Below are 20,161 nucleotides of genomic sequence, written 5' to 3'. Positions count from 1 at the left end.
GCCGAAGGGCGGCACCCCCATGACGGGGGTGCCGCCCTTCGGCGTCGTACGAGCGCGGTTACTTGCGCATGACCTCGGGCTCGTGGCGGCGCAGCAGACGCACGACCACGAAGCCGCAGACCACGCCGATGCCGATCAGTACGCCCATGTCGATGAACCACTGGCTCAGCTCGTGGTCCCACAGCGGGTCCCCGGGCTGGTCGGGCTGCCAGGGCAGCAGGACATTCAGCTGTGCCGTCGTGCCCGCCGCGGAGACCGCCCAGCGCGAGGGCATCAGCCAGGCCAGCTGCTCGACGCCGACCTTGTCGTACAGCTGGAAGAGACAGCCGGTGAAGACGACCTGGACGATCGCGAACATCACCAGCAGCGGCATGGTCTTCTCGGCCGTCTTCACGAGCGACGAGATGATCAGGCCGAACATCATCGAGGTGAAGCCGAGCACCATGATCGGCAGGGTGAGTTCGAGGGCGGGCGCGCCCTTCAGCAGCAGGCCCTCCGCCGGCAGCTTGTCGGCGCCGAGCGAGAACAGGCCGATGCCACCGATGATGCCGCCCTGCAGGACGGTGATCACGCCGAGCACGATGACCTTGGACATCAGGTACGCCGAGCGGGACAGGCCGGTCGCTCGCTCCCGTTCGTAGATCACCCGTTCCTTGATCAGCTCACGCACCGAGTTGGCCGCGCCGGCGAAGCAGGCGCCCACCGCGAGGATCAGCAGGATCGTGCTGCCGTCCCGGTTCGAGAACGGCGGCTTGCCGTTCTTCGGGCCGAGGGCGAGGCCGAAGTCGGCAGGGATCAACACGCTCACCACACCGAGAACGGCCGGCAGGATCACCATCAGGCCGAGGAAGCCGCGGTCCGACACGATCACCGACGTGTAGCGGCGGATCAGGGTCATCAGCTGGGAGCCCCAGCCCTGCGGCTTCGGCGGCTTCATCGCCTGCATCGGGGCCATCTGTACGGACTGCGCCGCGACCGCGTCGATGTCCGCGGCGTACATCTGGTAGTGCTGCGAGCCCTTCCAGCGGCCCGCCCAGTCGTAGTCGCGGTAGTTCTCGAAGGCGGAGAAGACGTCGGCCCAGCTGTCGTAGCCGAAGAAGTTCAGCGCCTCCTCCGGCGGACCGAAGTAAGCGACGGAACCGCCGGGCGCCATCACGAGGAGCTTGTCGCAGATCGCCAGCTCGGCCACGGAGTGGGTGACGACGAGGACCGTACGGCCGTCGTCGGCGAGGCCGCGCAGCAGCTGCATGACGTCGCGGTCCATGCCCGGGTCGAGGCCGGAGGTCGGCTCGTCCAGGAAGATCAGCGACGGCTTGGTGAGCAGCTCCAGGGCCACGGAGACGCGCTTGCGCTGGCCGCCGGAGAGGGAGGTGACCTTCTTCTCCTTGTGGATGTCCAGCTTCAGCTCGCGCAGCACCTCGTCGATGCGGGCCTCGCGCTCGGCGGCCGTGGTGTCGGCCGGGAAGCGCAGCTTGGCCGCGTACTTGAGGGCCTTGTTGACGGTCAGCTCCTTGTGCAGGATGTCGTCCTGCGGGACCAGACCGATGCGCTGGCGCAGCTCGGCGAACTGCTTGTACAGGTTCCGGTTGTCGTAGAGGACCTCGCCCTGGTCGGCGGGCCGGTAACCGGTGAGCGCCTTCAGGAGCGTCGACTTGCCGGAACCGGACGGGCCGATGACCGCGACCAGCGACTTCTCCGGGACGCCGAAGGAGACGTCCTTGAGGATCTGCTTGCCGCCGTCGACCGTGACGGTCAGATGGCGCGCGGAGAAGGACACCTCACCGGTGTCGACGAACTCCTCGAGCCGGTCGCCGACGATCCGGTACGTCGAGTGGCCGACACCGACGATGTCGGTCGGGCCCAGCAGCTGCGAGCCGCCCTTGGCGATCGGCTGGCCGTTGACGTACGTGCCGTTGTGCGAGCCCAGGTCGCGGATCTCCATGCGACCGTCGGGCGTCGAGTGGAACTCCGCATGGCTGCGGGAGACCTGGAGGTCGGAGACGACCAGGTCGTTCTCCAGGGCACGGCCGATGCGCATCACGCGGCCGAGGGAGAACTGGTGGAACGTGGTCGGGCTGCGGTCGCCGTAGACCGGCGGCGCCCCCGCGCCACCACCGGGGCCCTGCTGCTGCGGGATCGACGGCGCAGGGTTCGCCTGCGGCTGGCGCCAAGCGGCCTCTGGTTCCGATGCCTGCGGGGCCCAGCTCGGGTTCGCGCCCTGGGCCGCGTACGGCTGCTGCTGGGGCTGTGCGACAGCCGCGGCGCCCGAGAGGCTCACGCGCGGTCCGTCGGTGGCATTGCCCAGGTGCACCGCCGAGCCGGGGCCGATCTCCATCTGATGGATCCGCTGGCCCTGCACGAACGTGCCGTTGGTGCTGCCGTGGTCCTCGATGACCCAACTGCGGCCGTTGAAGCTGACCGTGGCGTGGCGCCAGGAGACCCTGGGGTCGTCGAGAACGATGTCCCCCTGCGGATCACGTCCGAGGGCGTATGGCCTGGACGGGTCGAGCGTCCAGGTGCGTCCGTTCAATTCCAGTACGAGTTCTGGCACTCCAGCCCCACTGATGTTGTCCCCCGAATTACCCCCAACACAGAGAGTCTAGGGATGTCGAACATCGGGGGGAACTATTTCAGGAGCGGCCCCCTGACCGAAAGTCGGGCCTTGTGGAGACTGCGTACGGGCGCTTCGACTGTTCCCGTTGACGGGGTTGAAACCGGCCCGGAGAGTGGTAATCCCCCGCGAGGGGGACATGCGCGGCGGCCGCCGCGCAGCGGATCGGGGGGTCTGCCATGAGTGCTGGCACGGGCGTCGGGACCGTCGAAGGCGCCGAGCAGGGCAGAAGCGTGCCCTGGGCGGACGTCCTGCTGTCCGCGATCGCCGCGGTGAGCTGGGCATTGATCGGGATGGCGGGCACGGCGGCGCTCGGGCTGCATCTGCTGGAGGCCGACGCGGCGGGCTCGCTGGGCCCGATGACCGCGGCGGTAGTGGCACTTGGGGCCGGTGGTTCGGTCTCGCCGTCCGGCGACGTATCCGCTTTCGGCCTGAAAGGCGCGGAAGCCACCACGGCCATCGAGATCACGCCACTGGGCGTGGGCCTGGTCGGGGCGCTGCTGTTGTCGTGGTTCTTCCTACGGTCCCTGCGTGCGGCCGGAGTTGGGATCTCCCCCGCCGAACTCCTCGCGCGCGTGGGCGCGGTGGTCACCGTGTTCGTGGCGATGCTGGGCGGGCTGGCCTGGGCGGGGCACGACGTCATCACCCTCGACGGGGGCTCACTGGGCCTCGACGACCTGCCCGGCGGGGGCGGCGGGAGCGGCGGAGGCATCCCGGGGCTGGGCGACATCGGGGACATCGGGGGGCTGCTGCCGGACCGGCTCGGCGACCTGGTCGACGCGAAGGCGGCGGTCGGGTTCACCGTCGACACGGCACCCACCCTGCTGGGCGGTCTGGCCTGGGCGGCCGGCGTCCTGCTGATCGCCCTGCTGGCCTCGCGCCGCACTCCCCTGCCGCGCGGCTGGACGGCCGTGCACCGGGTGGTACGGCCGGCCGTGTCCTCGCTCGTCACCGTGTTGCTGACGGCGGTGGCGGCGGGGCTCGCGGCGGCGGCGTACGCGGCGATCGGCGACGACCATCCCAAGCGGATCGCGGGAGCGGCGCTGCTCGGCGCGCCGAACGGGGTGTGGCTGGGCATTCCGATCGGCCTGTTCGTGCCGTGGGACGGCCGGGCGACGGGCGCGCTGGCAAAACTCCTGCCCGACCCCCTGGACGACCTCCTCACCGTCCGGTCCGACCAGCCCGTCACGCTGGGGCGGCTGGCGGATCTGGACGGACGGGTGTGGCTGCTGGGGGTCGCGGCGGCACTGATGATGCTGCTCGCCGGGGTGCTGACGGCGGCACGTACTCCGGTGGGGACGGTGGCGGAGGGGCTCCGAGCAGGCGGCGTAGGCGATACAGGGGCCGGTGCAGTAGGGGGCTGGCCACCTGGAGACGTACGGGGCTCGGGTACCAGAGCTGTAGGGGCCGCCGCCGTCGGCTCCGTACGGGATCCGGGCGCCCTCGCCTTCGCCGGGCGGTGTGCGCTGCGGCTGGGCATCGTGACCGCGCTGGCGCTGCCGCTGCTGGCCTGGTTGACGGAGGTGTCGGTGGACGCCTCGCTGTCGGTGCTGGGCTTCGACGCGTTCGGCGCCGGGATCGAACTCCACGGCCACCTCGGTATGGCGCTGCTCCTCGGCGCGGTGTGGGGGGCGGGCGCGGGCGCCGCCGGGGCTCTGCTGGCGTACGTGTGCGGGGCGGCGGGGCAGCGGGCAGCACCGCTGGCACTGGGTGACGTGGCTGGGGGCGGGCCCAAGGGGGCCGCGGCGGGCGGCACGGGAGTCGGCACCGGAGTCGGTACCAGAGTCGGCACCGAAGTGCCGGGGCAGTACGGGGCGCCGTCGGGGCCGTACGCACCTGGTGCGCCGTACCGGCCGCCCAACGCTGCCACCAATCCGTACCTCCAGCTGCCGGATGAGCTACGGGAACCGCAGGATGGGCGGCCGGGGAGTGAAGGCGTGCGGGGTGACGGCCGGGGGGCCGGCGGAGGTCGGCAGCGGCCGGCCGGGCCGGCGGGGGAAGCCCGAGACGGTGGGCCCCGGCCGCCCGGGCGGGGCCGGCCCGGCGGGGCCTGGCCGGCCGGGGGCCGGCCCGCGCCGGATGCGGGCGGGGCGGGGGCGGCTGCGGACCCGTCCGGTGCGCGGGCGCCCGGCGACTTGCCCGGACCGCGGTCGCCCGGTGACCCGTCGGCGCACGACGACGTGTACGGCGCCCCTACCGTGGCCCGACCGCTCGATCCGCCCCCGCGGCGTTCCCCGGGGGCGCGTCCCGGAAAGCGTCGGTCGGCTCCGCGGGACGATGGGCCGCCGCCACCTCCGCCTCCGCCTCCCCCGGCGCCACCGAAGCGGCCCCGGTGAACCAAGCGGCCGGACAGGACACCGCAGCTCCTGCCGGGGGCACGTCACGACACCCCGCCCGGGCCGACAGACTGCAGCCATCTCCCCCGCCTCCGGCCGAAGCGATCCCGGTGACCTGCGCGGCCGGCCAGGCACCGCGCCCCCTCCCACGGGCACATCCCAACAGCGCGTCGCCGCCCCTCCCCACCTCGCCCGAGGCGGCCCGGTGCCCTGCGATCGGGCAAGGGTGCGGGGCCGGCCCCGACCGTGCCGTCGCGCGTGAGCCCGGTCGACGTTCGAAGTGCGGAGTCGTAATCTGCTCGTAAGATCCGTGCCGGTTGTCGGACACCCAGTGTTCCGTGTCCGTCAGACGGACCTCAGGCGCGGAAGGCACTGGGTGCCGGATACGGTGGGAACACCATGAGCGCTTCGCAGACCTCGACCTCTGACGTCCCCACTCTCCTCGTCAAGATCTTCGGCAAGGACAGGCCTGGCATCACGGCCGGTCTTTTCGACACCCTCGCCGCCTTCTCCGTCGACGTGGTCGACATCGAGCAGGTCGTCACCCGTGGCCGCATGGTGCTGTGCGCGCTTGTGACCGAGCCGCCGCGCGGGCTGGAGGGGGATCTTCGGGCCACCGTCCACAGCTGGGCGGAGTCGATGAAGATGCAGGCGGAGATCATCTCCGGCCTCGGTGACAACCGGCCGCGCGGCCTCGGCCGCTCTCTCGTCACCGTGCTCGGCCATCCGCTCACCGCGGAGGCGACCGCTGCCGTCGCCGCCAGGATCACCAAGGCCGGCGGTAACATCGACCGCATCTTCCGGCTGGCCAAGTACCCGGTGACCGCGGTCGAGTTCGCCGTGTCCGGAGTGGAGACCGAGCCGCTGCGCACCGCCCTGGTGACCGACGCGGCCGCGCTGGGCGTGGACATCGCGGTGGTGGCCGCGGGCCTGCACCGGCGCGCCCAGCGACTGGTCGTCATGGACGTGGACTCCACACTCATCCAGGACGAGGTGATCGAGCTCTTCGCCGCCCACGCCGGCTGTGCGGACAAGGTCGCCGAGGTGACGGCGGCCGCGATGCGCGGGGAACTGGACTTCGAGCAGTCGCTGCACGCGCGTGTGGCCCTGCTCGAGGGGCTGGACGCCTCCGTGGTGGACAAGGTGCGCGCCGAGGTGCGGCTCACCCCGGGCGCGCGTACGCTCATCCGTACGCTGAAGCGGCTCGGCTACCAAGTCGGTGTCGTGTCCGGTGGGTTCACCCAGGTCACCGATGATCTGAAGGAGCGGCTCGGGCTGGACTTCGCCCAGGCCAACACGCTGGAGATCGTCGACGGGAAGCTGACCGGCAAGGTCACGGGCGAGATCGTGGACCGGGCGGGCAAGGCGCGGCTGCTGCGGAGGTTCGCCGCCGAGGCGGGCGTACCGCTCGTCCAGACCGTGGCGATTGGTGACGGCGCCAATGACCTGGACATGCTCAACGCGGCCGGCCTCGGGGTCGCCTTCAACGCCAAGCCGGTGGTGCGCGAGGCGGCGCACACCGCGGTGAACGTGCCATTCCTGGACACGGTCCTGTATCTGCTGGGCGTCACCCGCGAAGAGGTCGAGGCGGCGGACACCCACGACGACAACTGAGACAGCCGAGACCGCTGAGACAACTGAGACAACTGAGACCCACTGGGACCACGAGCAGTCAGCCCCACGCGACGAGCAACGAGGGGTCCGGCACCGACCCGCGGTGCAGGCCCCCTCGCGGGGGTGTCCGGGGAGTCAGTCGGTCGGTGCCCAGTAGTCGACCAGCGTGGCCACTCCCGGCTCCAGGGTCTTCCAGGAACCGTCGAAGGACAGCACGGCGAAGGCGGCGGCCGGGAAGCCCCGGGTGTTCATCCGCTCGCGGGCGTCACCCTCGGCCGAACCGGCCAGGATGTCGGCGAGGCCCTTCACGCCCGGGTTGTGGCCGATCAGGATGACGTGGTGCGCGTCGTCGGGGGTCTCGTTGAGCAGTGCGATCAGCTCTCCGGGCGAGGCCTCGTAGATCCGCTCCTCGTAGACGGTTTTCGGCCGGTGCGGGAACTCGTGGACGGCGAGCTTCCAGGTCTCGCGGGTCCGGGTCGCGGTGGAGCACAGGGCCAGGTCGAAGCGGATGCCGGTGTCGGCGAGCTTGAGTCCGGCGACTGCGGCGTCCTTACGGCCCCGGTCAGCGAGCGGCCGCTCATGATCGGTCACCTGTGGCCAGTCGGCTTTCGCATGCCGGAAGAGGACAATCCTGCGGGGTTCTGCGACGCTCATGGAATCCAGCTTCGCATGAAACACGCCATGGGGCGCAGGGAGTTGACATGCGGCTTCACCGGCCGTTTCCGGTACCGCAGCGGCACCCGGCCGCCGGGCCGGCCGCCCCCTCCCTAGCGTGCGAACAAGTCCTGCACGCGCTCGAGAAAATGGGTGATCGCCGGGTCGCCGGTGGCCGCCTGGGCTTCGGCCGGGTTCAGTATCAGCGCGAGCAGGGTGATGAAGGCGAGCGCCGGGAGGGCGAGGGCCCACCAGGGCAGCCGGATGTCGACACGCCCCGTGGTCGCCGGGTGGGGCCGGGTGTGGGTAGGGGCCGACATGGGTGCCTCCGCTGGTCTCCGAGTGGTCCGTGGTCCGCGTCTCGCGGCCATACCTCGAAGTTACGGAATCCCGGGCCCCCAACCCATCCGGTGACCCACCCACTTGACCCTGACCCTCACCCCCTAGGGGATGGGGGGCTAGCACCACCATCGGCTCCCACCACGGTCCCCGCCATCGGCTTCACGAGGGGCGGGAGGAGGCCGGGGCGATCATGGTGAGGCGATCGTCGCGATGATGCCGATGATCACGAAGATGGCGAAGAACGAGCCGAAGACGAGCAGCATCTTCTTCTGGCCGTTCTGCGGGTTCGGGTCGAGCACTGGCATACGGCAAGTTTCGCACCCCTCGTCCGCACGGGGCCCGCCGGGGTGGGGTCAGCGGGCCGCCTCGTCCTCCACCGTGCGGTCGCGCCCCGCCAGCAGGCCCACGACCATCTGCGGAACCATCAGCGCGGCCATGAGCGCGATCGGCAGTCCCCAGCCGCCGCTGTGCTGGTAGAGCACGCCGACCAGCAGCGGGCCGGGGATCGAGATCAGGTAGCCGGTGCTCTGCGCGAAGGCCGACAGCTGGGCCACACCCGCGCCGGTCCTGGCCCGCATGCCGACCATCGTGAGGGCCAGCGGAAAGGCGCAGTTGGAGACGCCGAGCAGCAGGGCCCAGGCCCAGGCACCGCCGGCCGGCGCAAAGTACAGGCCGGCGTATCCGGCGAGGCCGCAGGCGCCGAGGGCGAGCACGATCGGGCCCTGGTGGGGCAGCCGGGTGGCCAGGCGCGGGATGACGAAGGCGAGAGGCACACCCATCACCATCGTGACGGCCAGGAGCAGCCCGGCCGTGCCCGCGGGCACTCCGGCGTCCCGGAAGATCTGTGCCATCCAGCCCATGGTGATGTACGCGGCGGTGGCCTGGAGCCCGAAGAAGACAGCGAGCGCCCAGGCGGTACGGCTGCGGGTGATGCGCAGCGCGGGCTGGTGCCGCTCCCCGCGCGCGGGCTCCTGCGTGACCGCCGGGCCGCGGTCCCGCACCAGCGGGATCCACGGCAGTACGGCCGCCGCCGCCAGGCCCGCCCAGACCGCGAGCCCGGTCTGCCAACTGCCGCCCAGCGTCTCGGTCATCGGCACGGTCACCGCGGCCGCGGCGGAGGTGCCGAGGGCGAGGGCCATCGAGTACAGGCCGGTCATGGAGCCGACCCGGTCCGGGAACCAGCGCTTGACGATGACCGGCATCAGGACGTTGCTGACCGCGATGCCCATGAGCGCGAGCGCGCTGGCCGCGAGGAAGCCGGCCGTGCTCCCCGCGTACGGCCGTATGAGCAGACCGGCGGTGATGGCCGCCATGCCCGCGCAGACCACCGCGCCCGGCCCGAAGCGGCGGGCGAGCCGGGGGGCCATGGCGCCGAAGACGGCGAAGCAGAGCGGCGGCACCGAGGTGAGCACCCCGGCCAGGCTGCCGCTCATGCCGAGCCCGTCGCGGACCTCTTCGAGGAGGGCGCCGAGGCTGGTGATGGCGGGGCGGAGGTTCAGGGCGGACAGCACGATGCCGACGACGACCAGGCGCGTCGCCCACGCGCGCGTGCCGTCGGGCACGCCCGCCACGTCCGGCACGCCCGCCACGTCGGACATCGACGCCGGGGACTCGCCGACGGCCGGGGCCGAACTGCGTACGGTCGTGGACGTCACCGTCCGGGTTTCCTCACTCACCATGAGGCTCATCATAGAATCATGGGATGATTGGTTGTCCATCCCCGGGTGGCCCACTCCCGCCCACCGCGTGCGAAGGTGTGCCATGCCCCTGAGCCATCCCCGCCGCTCGGCGCTGTCCGAGCAGGTCATCGCCGCGCTGCGCAACCAGATCACCTCGGGCGAGTGGCCGGTCGGCTCCCGCATCCCGACCGAGCCCGAACTGGTCGAGCAGCTCGGGGTCGCCCGCAACACGGTCCGCGAGGCCGTCCGGGCGCTGGCGCACAACGGTCTGCTGGACATCCGCCAGGGCTCCGGCACGTACGTCGTGGCGACCAGCGAGCTGGCGGGCGTGATGCACCGCCGTTTCTCCGACGCCGACCCGCGGCACGTCGCCGAGCTGCGCTCCGCGCTGGAGTCGGCGGCGGCGAGGCTGGCGGCCGAGCGGCGCACCGAGAAGGACCTGAAGCAGCTCGACACGCTGCTGCTGCGGCGCGAGGAGGCCTGGACGTCGGGCGACACGGAGGCGTTCGTGGCGGCCGACGCGACCTTCCACCTGGCGGTGGTGTCCGCCTCCCACAACGACGTCATGACCGCGATGTACGCCGACCTGGGCGAGGTGCTGCGCGACTGGCTGCGTGACGACGTCGGCGAGGAGCTGACGCCGGAGACGTACATGGACCACACGCGCCTGGTCGACGCGATCCGCTCGGGCGACGCGGACTCGGCCGCCGTGGAGGCGGCGAGCTATCCGTTCCTGTGCCGTCCGGGACGGTTCACCGCTTCTGGTGGCTGATCCACACCGAGCGGACTTCCTTCCAGCAGCGGCCGGTGAGCCGTACGGTCATCGCGGGTCCGGTGTCGACGGGGGCTCCGTCGGTGTCGAGGTCCCACCAGCGGTCGCACTCGACGTGCAGGCTGACGCGATCGGTGTCGGCATAGGGGTTGTGGCAGTAGGCGACGACGTGGGAGCCGCGGACGGTCGTCCGGCACTCGGCGCCGAACGGCTCCCGTGGGGCCGGTCTCCCGGTCTTCACACGCGCGTGGGGCATCGCCTCGTACGACAGGGACAGCACGAGAGCGACGGCCACGGTCACTGAGGCCAGGCTGCGGGACAGGCGCACAAGGGGACCTCCTGGGCCGTGCTCGGGAGGGTCTCGCGTGGTGGACGCGTTACTCCAGAGTGCGCAATCGTCACCCTCCTCCGCCTGACCGGAGGGGCCGAACGGGTGACGCCCCGCTCCCCGCGCGCTGCGGGAAACGGGGCGCCGACGACGTACGGGACGACGTAGGAGACGACCTACAGGACGACGTACGAAAGATCACGCACCGATGGCGTGCAGACCGCCGTCCACGTGGACGATCTCGCCCGTGGTCTTCGGGAACCAGTCGCTCAGCAGCGCGACGATGCCCTTGCCGGCCGGCTCCGGGTCCTTGAGGTCCCACTCCAGCGGGGAGCGGCTGTCCCAGACGGACGCCAGGTCGCTGAAGCCCGGGATGGACTTGGCGGCCATGGAGCCGAGCGGGCCCGCGGAGACGAGGTTGCAGCGGATGTTCTGCTTGCCCAGGTCACGGGCGAGGTAGCGGCTGGTGGCCTCCAGGGCGGCCTTGGCCGGGCCCATCCAGTCGTACTGCGGCCAGGCGTACTGCGCGTCGAAGGTGAGGCCGACGACCGAGCCGCCGTTCTGCATCAGCGGCAGACAGGCCATGGTCAGCGACTTCAGGGAGTACGCCGAGACGTGCATCGCGGTGGCGACGGACTCGAACGGCGTGTTGAGGAAGTTGCCGCCGAGCGCGTCCTGCGGCGCGAAGCCGATGGAGTGCACGACACCGTCCAGGCCACCGAGCTCCTCGCCGACCAGGTCGGCCAGGCGGGCCAGGTGCTCGTCGTTGGTGACGTCCAGCTCGATGACCTTGGTGGGCTTCGGGAGCTTCTTGGCGATGCGCTCGGTCAGCGTGGGCCGCGGGAACGCGGTCAGGATGATCTCGGCGCCCTGCTCCTGGGCCAGCCTGGCAGCGTGGAAGGCGATGGAGGACTCCGTCAGCACACCGGTGATCAGGATGCGCTTGCCCTCGAGAATTCCGCTCATGTGATCAGTGACCCATTCCCAGTCCGCCGTCAACAGGAATGACGGCTCCAGTGATGTACGAGGCGTCGTCCGAGGCGAGGAACCGCACCGTCGCGGCGACCTCCTCCGGCTGCGCGTACCGACCGAGCGGGACCTGCGCCACGATGTTCGCGCGCTGCTCGTCAGTGAGCGCCTTGGTCATGTCGGTGTCGACGAAGCCGGGCGCGACGACGTTGAAGGTGAGGTTGCGCGAGCCCAGCTCACGGGCGAGGGAGCGCGCGAAGCCGACGAGGGCGGCCTTCGAGGCGGCGTAGTTCGCCTGGCCGGGGCCGCCGTACAGCCCGACGACCGACGAGATCAGCACGACGCGGCCCTTCTTGGCGCGCAGCATGCCGCGGTTGGCGCGCTTGACGACGCGGAAGGTGCCGGTGAGGTTGGTGTCGATGACCGAGGTGAAGTCCTCCTCGGACATGCGCATCAGGAGCTGGTCCTTGGTGATGCCGGCGTTGGCGACCAGGACCTCGACCGGGCCGTGCTCGGCCTCGATCTCCTTGTAGGCCTGCTCCACCTGCTCGGTGTCGGTGATGTCGCACTTGACGGCGAGGCAGCCCAATTCCGTCAGGGCGGCCGGCGGCTCACCCGAACGGTACGTGATGGCGACCTTGTCGCCGGCATCGGCGAATGCGCGGGCGATGGCGAGGCCGATGCCCCGGTTGCCTCCGGTGACGAGAACCGAGCGGCTCAACGGATCACCCTTTCCATAGGGGTCTGACACACCCGCCCGAACACCTGGATGACCGGCGGCTTCCCCCGAAAACCTATCGGTCCGGTCGCGTCGGGGGACATTCGGGCACCGACAGTGGCGCACCCTGCCGTCTGTTGGATCCCTACAGTCGTCGTACCGGAGTCGGGCCGCCGGCGATCGCCCGATGGGCGGGCCGCCTCTCGGTTCACTGGAACGCGGGGTTCCCGCAGCACTTCTTGTACTTGCGTTCCGATCCGCACCAGCAGGGGCCGTTGCGGGGCGGGGGCCAGTCCGCCACCTGCCCCGTACGGGCGAGTTCGGCGGCGTACGCGGACCGGGTGGCCGGCGCATCGGGCGATCCGCCGTCTCCTGCCGCGTACGTCTCCAGGCCGCGCACCGAGGCACGGCCGACCGCGAGGTGCGTGGCTCCCTCCTCGGAGAGCTCCCGGAGCGTGTCCTCGACCCGCCGCCGATGCTCGCCGTGCTCGCTGCCGTACGCTTCCGCGGCCTTCGGCCAGTGTCCCCGCAACCGGGCGAACTCCTCCGCAGGCCAGTACAGGACGCAGGTACTGTGCGGGTCACGTGCCTGGCGGCGCCCGCCCGTCAGTCCGTCCGTCAATGCCGCGATCTCGGCTTCCAGCAGCTCGGGGGCGTCCTCCGCCATCCGCTTGAGCAGCAGCGGATCGTGCATCTCGTCCAGCGGACGTACCCGGCCGAGGAAGGGGGTCGCGCGCCGTTCGTGCAGTACGTCGGCCACCTGGTCCCAGTCGTCGTGCGGCTCGCCGAGCAGCCGCCGCACCCGGTGCCGGCCGATGACGAGCATCTCCACGTCGAAGTGGTGCGGATCACCTTCCACCGTGTCCGCGGTCACCGAGGTCCCCGCGCCGAGAGCGTGCGTGACGCCTGCTGTGAACCACCCGGCGGCCGTGGCGGTCTCGTCCCGCGACTCAAAGCTCTCCGCGACGAAGTTCCAGGCGCCCGCGTGCCGGGGGTGGCGTTTGCGGAACGCATCCGCCGCCGCGCGGGCCTCCTCGTCGCGTCCGGCGTCCCACAGCGTGCCGATCCGGTAGGCGTCCACCAGGTCGGGTTCGGCAACGCCTCCGTTTTCCGGGTCCAGCAGCCGTTCGTACAGCGTGATCGCCCGGTCGTACTCGCCTGTCTCGTTCCACGCGTCGGCGGCTTCCAGGAGGAGTTCTTCGCGGTCCTCGGGGTGCTCCTCCGCCAGACTCTCGCATTCCCGTGCCACCGTGGCGTCGTCGATCGTGGGCAGGGGTGTGCTGGGGCGGTTCTTGCCGCTCCTGGCGCCGGTGCGGTGCTTGCTGGACATGGATCCACCGTAGTGCGGCGGGAGTTGACGCGGCCGGGCAATCAGGACGGGATTCACCCCTCCGTCCCCTGTTCCGTCCGCGAGGCGTGTTTGACTTCGGTCTGGCGATTCGATGGTTCGAGCAGGACAGACCCCGGTGGTCAGAGCGAAGGGAATCCCACCCGTGCCCCATGAAATCGATCAGTCGTTCCTGGCGCTACCCCTCAGGGCCTTGGCCGACGCCGCGCTGGCACGCGCGCGTGCCCTCGGTGCCGAGCACGCCGACTTCCGGTTCGAGCGGGTGCGCAGCGCCTCCTGGCGGCTGCGGGACGCCAAGCCGTCCGGGTCGTCGGACACCACGGACCTCGGGTACGCGGTGCGGGTCGTGCACGGCGGTACCTGGGGGTTCGCGTCGGGCGTGGATCTGACGATGGACGCCGCCGCCAAGGTCGCCTCCCAGGCGGTGGCGATGGCCAAGCTCTCCGCCCAGGTGATCAGCGCGGCCGGGTCCGACGAGCGCGTGGAGCTCGCGGACGAGCCCGTGCACGCCGAGAAGACGTGGATCTCGTCGTACGAGATCGATCCGTTCGCCGTGCCCGACGCGGAGAAGGCGGGGCTGCTGGCGGAGTGGAGCGCACGGCTGCTGGCGGCCGACGGGGTCAACCACGTCGACGCCTCGCTGCTCACGGTGCACGAGAACAAGTTCTATGCGGATACCGCCGGTACCGTCACCACGCAGCAGCGGGTGCGGCTGCATCCCCAGCTGACCGCCGTGTCGGTGGACGAGTCGAGCGGCGAGTTCGACTCGATGCGGACCATCGCACCGCCCGTGGGGCGCGGCTGGGAGTACCTGACGGGCACGGGGTGGGACTGGGAGTCGGAGCTCGCCCAGCTGCCGGAGCTGCTCGCGGAGAAGATGCGGGCGCCGAGCGTCGAGTCGGGCCTGTACGACCTGGTCGTCGACCCGTCCAACCTGTGGCTGACCATCCACGAGTCCATCGGGCACGCGACGGAACTGGACCGCGCGCTCGGCTACGAGGCCGCCTACGCCGGCACCTCCTTCGCCACCTTCGACCTGCTCGGCAAGCTGAAGTACGGCTCGCAGCAGATGAACGTCACCGGTGACCGCACCGCCGAGCACGGTCTGGCGACCGTCGGGTACGACGACGAGGGTGTCGAGGCGCAGTCCTGGGACCTGGTGAAGGACGGCACGCTGGTCGGCTACCAGCTGGACCGGCGCATCGCGCGGCTGACCGGGTTCGACCGGTCCAACGGGTGCGCGTTCGCCGACTCCCCGGGGCACGTGCCCGTGCAGCGCATGGCCAACGTGTCGTTGCAGCCGGATCCGGCGGGGATGTCCACGGAGGACCTCATCGGGGGTGTCGACCGGGGCATCTACGTCGTCGGGGACCGGTCCTGGTCCATCGACATGCAGAGGTACAACTTCCAGTTCACCGGGCAGCGCTTCTTCAGGATCGAGAACGGGCGGATCATCGGCCAGCTGCGGGACGTCGCCTACCAGGCCACGACCACCGACTTCTGGGGGTCCATGGCGGCCGTCGGCGGACCGCAGACGTATGTCCTCGGCGGCGCCTTCAACTGCGGCAAGGCCCAGCCGGGCCAGGTCGCGGCAGTCTCCCACGGCTGCCCCTCCGCCCTCTTCAAGAGCGTCAACATCCTCAACACGACTCAGGAGGCCGGTCGATGAGCGCCCCTACGAGCAAGCCGCACGAGGTTGTCGAGCGGGCCCTCGCGCTGTCCCGGGCGGACGCGTGCGTCGTCATCGCCGACGAGTACTCCACCGCCAACCTGCGCTGGGCGGGCAACGCGCTCACCACGAACGGCGTCACGCGCGGGCGTACGCTCACCGTGATCGCGACCGTCGACGGCAAGGAGGGCACCGCCTCCGGCGTCGTGTCGCGGTCCGCCGTGACCGCGCAGGAGCTGGAGCCGCTGGTGCGGGCCGCCGAGGCCGCCGCGAAGGGCGCGGGGCCCGCCGAGGACGCGCAGCCGCTGATCACAGGCGTGCCGGAGTCTCCCGACTTCGCGGAGGCGCCCCTGGAGACCTCCTCCGCGGTGTTCGCCGACTTCGCGCCGGCGCTCGGGGAGTCGTTCGCACGCGCGCGTGCGGGTGGGCGCGAGCTGTACGGCTTCGCCAACCACGAGCTCGTGACGACCTACCTCGGTACGTCGACGGGGCTGCGGCTGCGGCACGACCAGCCCAACGGGACGCTGGAACTCAACGCCAAGTCACCGGACCGTACCCGCTCGGCCTGGGCCGGGCGGTCGACCCGGGACTTCAAGGACGTCGACCCGGCGGCGCTGGACGCGGAGCTGGCCGTACGCCTGGGCTGGGCGGAGCGGCGAGTGGAGCTGCCCGCGGGCCGCTACGAGACGCTGCTGCCGCCGACCGCCGTCGCCGACCTGCTGATCTACCAGATGTGGTCGGCGTCCGGCCGGGACGCGACCGAGGGGCGGACGGTGTTCTCCAAGCCCGGCGGCGGCACGCGCCTCGGGGAGAAGCTGTCCGACCTGCCGCTGACCCTGCGCAGCGACCCGAACGAGCCGGGCCTGGAGTCCGCGCCGTTCGTGATCGCGCACTCCTCCGGGGGCGACCAGTCGGTGTTCGACAACGGACTGCCGATCCGGGCGACGGAGTGGGTCGGCGCGGGTGAGCTGAAGCACCTCACGACCACCCGCCACAGCGCCGGTCTGACCGGGCTGCCGGTGGCACCCGCGATCGACAACCTGATCCTGGACGGCGGCGAGGACCGCTCCCTGGAGGAGATGGTCGCGAGCACCGAGCGCGGGCTGCTGCTGACCTGCCTGTGGTACATCCGCGAGGTGGACCCGGCGACGCTGCTGCTCACCGGCCTGACCCGGGACGGCGTCTACCTCGTGGAGAACGGCGAGGTGACCGGCGAGGTGAACAACTTCCGGTTCAACGAGTCGCCGGTCGACCTGCTGGGACGAGCGACGGAGGCCGGGCGCACGGAAAAGACGCTGCCGCGCGAGTGGGGCGACTATTTCACCAGGGCCGCGATGCCCGCGCTGCGGGTGCCCGACTTCAATATGAGCTCTGTCAGCCAGGGCGTATAACCTCGTAGCCAGTGGTCGTTCGACCACCCGAAGATCACCCAAGGAGATACGAGAACCGTGACGGACATCGTCGACGAGCTGAAGTGGCGCGGGCTGTGGGCCCTGTCCACTGACGAGGACGCTTTGCGCAAGGCGCTCGCGGACGGTCCCGTCACGTTCTATTGCGGTTTCGACCCGACGGCGGCCAGCCTGCACGTCGGCCACCTGGTGCAGGTCCTCACCATGCGCCGGCTCCAGCAGGCGGGTCTGCGTCCGCTCGCCCTGGTGGGCGGGGCGACCGGCCAGATCGGCGACCCGCGCCCCACTGCGGAGCGCACGCTCAACGCCCCGGAGACGGTCGCGAACTGGGTGACCCGGCTGCGCGCGCAGATCGAGCCGTTCCTGTCCTTCGAGGGCGAGAACGCCGCGGTGATGGTGAACAACCTGGACTGGACGGCCGGCCTGTCGGCCATCGAGTTCCTCCGCGACATCGGCAAGCACTTCCGCGTCAACAAGATGCTGACCAAGGACTCGGTCGCCCGGCGTCTGGAGTCCGAAGAGGGCATCAGCTACACGGAGTTCAGCTACCAACTGCTCCAGGGCATGGACTTCCTGGAGCTGTACCGGCGGTACGGCTGCACCCTCCAGCAGGGCGGCAGCGACCAGTGGGGCAACCTCACGGCGGGTCTGGATCTGATCCACAAGCTGGAGCCGCACGCGAGCGTGCACGCGCTGGCGACCCCGCTGATGACCAAGGCGGACGGCACCAAGTTCGGCAAGACCGAGGGTGGCGCCATCTGGCTCGACCCGGAGATGACCACGCCGTACGCCTTCTACCAGTTCTGGCTGAACGTGGACGACCGGGACATCTCCACGTACATGCGGATCCTGTCCTTCAGGTCCCGTGAGGAGCTCGAGGAGCTGGAGAAGCAGACCGAGGAGCGCCCCCAGGCCCGCGCCGCGCAGCGGGCGCTGGCCGAGGAGCTGACGACGCTGGTGCACGGCGCCGACCAGACGGCCGCCGTGATCGCCGCTTCGAAGGCCCTCTTCGGCCAGGGCGAGCTGGCGGCCCTCGACGAGAGGACGCTGGCCGCGTCCCTCGCCGAGGTGCCGCACATCCAGGTCGCCGAGCTGGGTCTTGTCGTGGACCTCTTCGCCGAGGTCGGCCTGGTGGCGAGCAAGTCGGCGGCACGCCGCACGGTCAAGGAGGGCGGCGCCTACGTGAACAACGCGAAGGTCACCGCCGAGGACGCGGTCCCCGCCCAGGAGGACCTGATCCACGGCCGCTGGCTGGTGCTGCGCCGGGGTAAGAAGAACCTGGCGGCGGTCGAGGTCAAGGCCGTCTGAGCCGACACGGACAGGACGAAGGGGTGGCTTCCCGGACGGGGAGCCACCCCTTCGCCATGCGTGGCCTCAGACTCGGTGCTTCTTGTGCCCCCGCAGGGCCATGTACGCCATGTCACCGAGGAACACGATGACGATCGCGGCCACGAGCTGGAACACGTGCCGGCTCCAGTCGATGCCACGGGTCTCGGCCACCCCGAGGCCGCGGGCGATGGCATTGCCGACGATGGCACCCAGGATGCCGAAGATGGTGGTCAGCCAGAGGGGGCTGTGCTGCTTGCCCGGGATGATCGCCTTGGCGATCAGGCCCAGCACAAATCCCACGATGATGGCCCACAACCAGCCCATGGCTGCCTCCTCGTACGGCGTGACGTGAGCAGTACGCTCAGTGTCCGTCCGCTCGCCGTACGGCGCATGTCGGGTACGGCAGTACGTGCGTGAGCGCATGTCGTTCGCCCAGGCAGGAGGTGCCCCGGTCTCGAAGACGGCGGAGCCGCGGCGTAACGTGGAAGCTGTTCGGGGCCCGGTTTCCCGGTCGGGCGTCGACCGGGTGCGGGCCAGGGGAGTCCGATACGGGCGGATGGTGGAATGTGATGCGGAAGCAGCGCGGCGGCGGCAACGTCCAGGTGTTCCGGATCACCGGAGCCAGGCAGGGCCTCCAGGAGGACGTCCGTGGTCGGCAGCGCCGGTATGTCATCTCGATGACGATCCGTACGCTGTCGGTGATCCTCGCGGCCACCCTGTGGAACGTAGAACGGCACGTCGCGATCGTGGCCCTGGTTCTGGGCGCCGCTCTCCCCTACATCGCGGTGGTCGTCGCCAACGCCGGGCGGGAGAACGTGCCTTCGCTCCCGACGACGTTCGTGACCGCGCCGACGCCGCCGATGATCGAGCCGCCGCGGGCGGAGGACGACGACGCGGAATCCGTCCCGGAAGACGTCGCGGCCGACCAGGCCGAGCACAGACCATGAGCAGCCTGTGCGCCAAGCTCAAGAAAAGCTCAGATCAATCCTGTTGTTCCGGCTCCCGGCGGCCGGTTACCCGTGACATACTTCGTACGCGCTCCGCATCCCCCGTCGGAGCGACAGACCGACGCCGGGCAGCTCCCCCCGTGGCTGCTCGGCGTCGCCTTGTTTGCGCAACCGTGAGATGAATCCGTGAGTGACGAGACCCCTGTCTGTTCCGCGAAGGGCTGCCGTGCCGACGCCGTGTGGGTGCTGGCGTGGAACAACCCGAAGCTCCACACGCCGGAGCGGCGCAAGACGTGGCTCGCCTGCGAGGAGCATCGCGAGCACCTGTCGCAGTTCCTCGGGGTGCGGGGTTTCCTGAAGGACGTGGTGAAGTTCGCGGAGTGGGAGGCGCCCGAGGGCGCCTGACCTTCCGGTCACCCTCCGATCGCGGACATCGGGCGCTCCGGCTGCAGGAACGACGGGTCGTCCAGGCCCGAGCCCGCCTTCTTGCCCCACATCGCCAGCCGCCAGATACGGGCGATCTCCTCGTCGGGAGCGTCGCTGCGCAGTGCGGCGCGCAGGTCCGTCTCCTCGGTGGCGAACAGGCAGGTGCGGACCTGGCCGTCGGCCGTGAGGCGGGTGCGGTCGCAGGCCGCGCAGAACGGGCGGGTGACGGAGGCGATGACGCCGACGCGCTGCGGTCCGCCGTCGACGATCCAGCGTTCGGCCGGGGCCGAGCCGCGCTCGTCGCGACCCTCGGCGGTCAGCTCGAAGCGGGTGCGCAGGGAGGCGAGGATGTCACCCGCGGTCACCATGCCCTCGCGTTTCCAGCCGTGTTGGGCGTCCAGGGGCATCTGCTCGATGAAGCGCAGTTCGTAGTCGTGCTCCACCGCCCAGGCCAGCAGGTCCGGGGCCTCGTCGTCGTTCAGGCCCGGCATCAGGACCGAGTTCACCTTGACCGGGGTCAGGCCCGCCTCGCGGGCGGCTTCGAGGCCCGCGATGACGTCCTTGTGGCGGTCCCGGCGGGTGAGGGTCTTGAAGACGTCGGGGCGGAGGGTGTCCAGCGAGACGTTCACCCGGTCCAGGCCCGCGGCCTTCAGGGCCTCGGCTGTGCGCTTCAGGCCGATGCCGTTGGTGGTGAGGGACATCTGGGGGCGGGGGGCCAGGGCCGCGACCCGCTCGACGATGCCGACCAGTCCGGGGCGCAGCAAAGGCTCGCCGCCGGTGAAGCGGACCTCCTCGATGCCCAGGGAGGTGACCGCTATGTCTATCAGGCGGACGATCTCGTCGTCCGTGAGGAGGTCGGGCTTGGCCAGCCACTGCAGGCCCTCCTCGGGCATGCAGTAGGTGCATCGCAGATTGCACCGGTCGGTCAGCGAGACTCTCAGGTCGGTGGCCACCCGGCCGTAGGTGTCGATGAGCACGTGGGCCCCGTCCCTCGTCGCGGATTCAATCTT

Annotated in this window: 19 protein-coding genes; 8 read left to right on the top strand and 11 right to left on the bottom strand. The window is 70.8% G+C overall.

Going from position 1 to position 20,161, the window contains the following annotated elements; genetic code table 11:
* Positions 1-58: 58 nt before the first annotated feature.
* Entirely contained in the window at positions 59-2,551 is a 2,493-nt protein-coding gene (locus ABT114_RS34610) for an ABC transporter ATP-binding protein/permease (protein WP_351146885.1), read from the bottom strand.
* A gap of 239 nt (positions 2,552-2,790) precedes the next feature.
* Between ABT114_RS34610 and ABT114_RS34605 the strand changes: the two genes are divergently transcribed.
* Both ABT114_RS34605 and serB read left to right on the top strand, forming a co-directional pair.
* Positions 2,791-4,947, top strand: coding sequence for a streptophobe family protein (locus ABT114_RS34605; protein WP_351146884.1), 2,157 nt, complete (start codon positions 2,791-2,793; stop codon positions 4,945-4,947).
* Between the two features lie 399 nt (positions 4,948-5,346).
* Positions 5,347-6,561, top strand: a complete 1,215-nt coding sequence (gene serB / locus ABT114_RS34600; protein WP_351146883.1) for a phosphoserine phosphatase SerB — start codon at positions 5,347-5,349, stop codon at positions 6,559-6,561.
* A 135-nt stretch (positions 6,562-6,696) separates the two neighbouring features.
* Here the strand turns inward: serB and ABT114_RS34595 are convergent, their stop codons facing one another.
* The 4 genes from ABT114_RS34595 to ABT114_RS34580 all read right to left on the bottom strand — a co-directional run bounded on the left by ABT114_RS34595 (position 6,697) and on the right by ABT114_RS34580 (position 9,245).
* Positions 6,697-7,215: a SixA phosphatase family protein gene (locus ABT114_RS34595; RefSeq protein ID WP_351146882.1), complete on the bottom strand. Its 519-nt coding sequence runs from the start codon at positions 7,213-7,215 to the stop codon at positions 6,697-6,699.
* Positions 7,216-7,328: 113 nt separating this feature from the next.
* Positions 7,329-7,535 (bottom strand): hypothetical protein, encoded by a 207-nt coding sequence (locus tag ABT114_RS34590; RefSeq protein ID WP_351146881.1) that lies wholly within the window; start codon positions 7,533-7,535, stop codon positions 7,329-7,331.
* 210 nt (positions 7,536-7,745) lie between these two features.
* Complete coding sequence (locus ABT114_RS34585) at positions 7,746-7,862, bottom strand: SGM_5486 family transporter-associated protein (RefSeq protein WP_351146880.1); 117 nt, start codon at positions 7,860-7,862, stop codon at positions 7,746-7,748.
* Between the two features lie 48 nt (positions 7,863-7,910).
* The gene (locus ABT114_RS34580; protein WP_502988439.1) at positions 7,911-9,245 is read right to left on the bottom strand and encodes a CynX/NimT family MFS transporter; all 1,335 of its coding nucleotides are present in this window, start codon (positions 9,243-9,245) and stop codon (positions 7,911-7,913) included.
* 73 nt (positions 9,246-9,318) lie between these two features.
* Here ABT114_RS34580 and ABT114_RS34575 point away from each other — a divergent pair, with 73 nt between their 5' ends.
* Positions 9,319-10,008: a FadR/GntR family transcriptional regulator gene (locus tag ABT114_RS34575; protein WP_351146878.1), complete on the top strand. Its 690-nt coding sequence runs from the start codon at positions 9,319-9,321 to the stop codon at positions 10,006-10,008.
* Here ABT114_RS34575 and ABT114_RS34570 read toward each other — a convergent pair.
* The 4 genes from ABT114_RS34570 to ABT114_RS34555 all read right to left on the bottom strand — a co-directional run bounded on the left by ABT114_RS34570 (position 9,989) and on the right by ABT114_RS34555 (position 13,353).
* Positions 9,989-10,336, bottom strand: a complete 348-nt coding sequence (locus ABT114_RS34570) for a hypothetical protein (RefSeq protein WP_351146877.1) — start codon at positions 10,334-10,336, stop codon at positions 9,989-9,991. The two genes, ABT114_RS34575 and ABT114_RS34570, sit on opposite strands and share 20 nt — an antisense overlap.
* Before the next feature lie 198 nt (positions 10,337-10,534).
* The gene (gene fabI / locus ABT114_RS34565) at positions 10,535-11,302 is read right to left on the bottom strand and encodes an enoyl-ACP reductase FabI (RefSeq protein WP_351146876.1); all 768 of its coding nucleotides are present in this window, start codon (positions 11,300-11,302) and stop codon (positions 10,535-10,537) included.
* 4 nt (positions 11,303-11,306) lie between these two features.
* Positions 11,307-12,026, bottom strand: coding sequence for a 3-oxoacyl-[acyl-carrier-protein] reductase (gene fabG / locus ABT114_RS34560; RefSeq protein ID WP_351146875.1), 720 nt, complete (start codon positions 12,024-12,026; stop codon positions 11,307-11,309).
* 205 nt (positions 12,027-12,231) lie between these two features.
* Positions 12,232-13,353, bottom strand: coding sequence for an SEC-C domain-containing protein (locus ABT114_RS34555; protein ID WP_351146874.1), 1,122 nt, complete (start codon positions 13,351-13,353; stop codon positions 12,232-12,234).
* A 163-nt stretch (positions 13,354-13,516) separates the two neighbouring features.
* Between ABT114_RS34555 and ABT114_RS34550 the strand changes: the two genes are divergently transcribed.
* Genes ABT114_RS34550 through tyrS form a run of 3 tightly spaced genes read left to right on the top strand, consistent with a single transcriptional unit; the run spans position 13,517 to position 17,757 of the window.
* Entirely contained in the window at positions 13,517-15,040 is a 1,524-nt protein-coding gene (locus ABT114_RS34550) for a TldD/PmbA family protein (protein ID WP_351146873.1), read from the top strand.
* On the top strand, positions 15,037-16,431 hold the full coding sequence (locus ABT114_RS34545; protein WP_351146872.1) for a metallopeptidase TldD-related protein: 1,395 nt from the start codon (positions 15,037-15,039) through the stop codon (positions 16,429-16,431). The genes ABT114_RS34550 and ABT114_RS34545 overlap by 4 nt, the downstream gene beginning before the upstream one ends.
* Before the next feature lie 57 nt (positions 16,432-16,488).
* Positions 16,489-17,757 (top strand): tyrosine--tRNA ligase, encoded by a 1,269-nt coding sequence (gene tyrS, locus ABT114_RS34540; protein ID WP_351146871.1) that lies wholly within the window; start codon positions 16,489-16,491, stop codon positions 17,755-17,757.
* A gap of 66 nt (positions 17,758-17,823) precedes the next feature.
* Here tyrS and ABT114_RS34535 read toward each other — a convergent pair whose 3' ends face one another.
* Entirely contained in the window at positions 17,824-18,102 is a 279-nt protein-coding gene (locus ABT114_RS34535) for a GlsB/YeaQ/YmgE family stress response membrane protein (RefSeq protein WP_351146870.1), read from the bottom strand.
* A 245-nt stretch (positions 18,103-18,347) separates the two neighbouring features.
* Between ABT114_RS34535 and ABT114_RS34530 the strand changes: the two genes are divergently transcribed.
* Together ABT114_RS34530 and ABT114_RS34525 are read left to right on the top strand one after the other, a co-directional pair.
* Positions 18,348-18,725 carry a DUF3099 domain-containing protein gene (locus ABT114_RS34530; protein ID WP_351146869.1) on the top strand — a complete coding sequence of 126 codons (378 nt, stop codon included), beginning with the start codon at positions 18,348-18,350 and terminating at the stop codon, positions 18,723-18,725.
* Between the two features lie 186 nt (positions 18,726-18,911).
* Entirely contained in the window at positions 18,912-19,130 is a 219-nt protein-coding gene (locus ABT114_RS34525; protein WP_351146868.1) for a hypothetical protein, read from the top strand.
* A gap of 8 nt (positions 19,131-19,138) precedes the next feature.
* Here the strand turns inward: ABT114_RS34525 and moaA are convergent, their stop codons facing one another.
* Positions 19,139-20,128: a GTP 3',8-cyclase MoaA gene (gene moaA, locus ABT114_RS34520; protein ID WP_351146867.1), complete on the bottom strand. Its 990-nt coding sequence runs from the start codon at positions 20,126-20,128 to the stop codon at positions 19,139-19,141.
* Positions 20,129-20,161: the final 33 nt, after the last annotated feature.

It is taken from the genome of Streptomyces sp. NPDC002088, from assembly GCF_040296605.1.
Lineage (GTDB): Bacteria > Actinomycetota > Actinomycetes > Streptomycetales > Streptomycetaceae > Streptomyces.
This window is presented reverse-complemented; position numbering and strand designations above follow the sequence as displayed.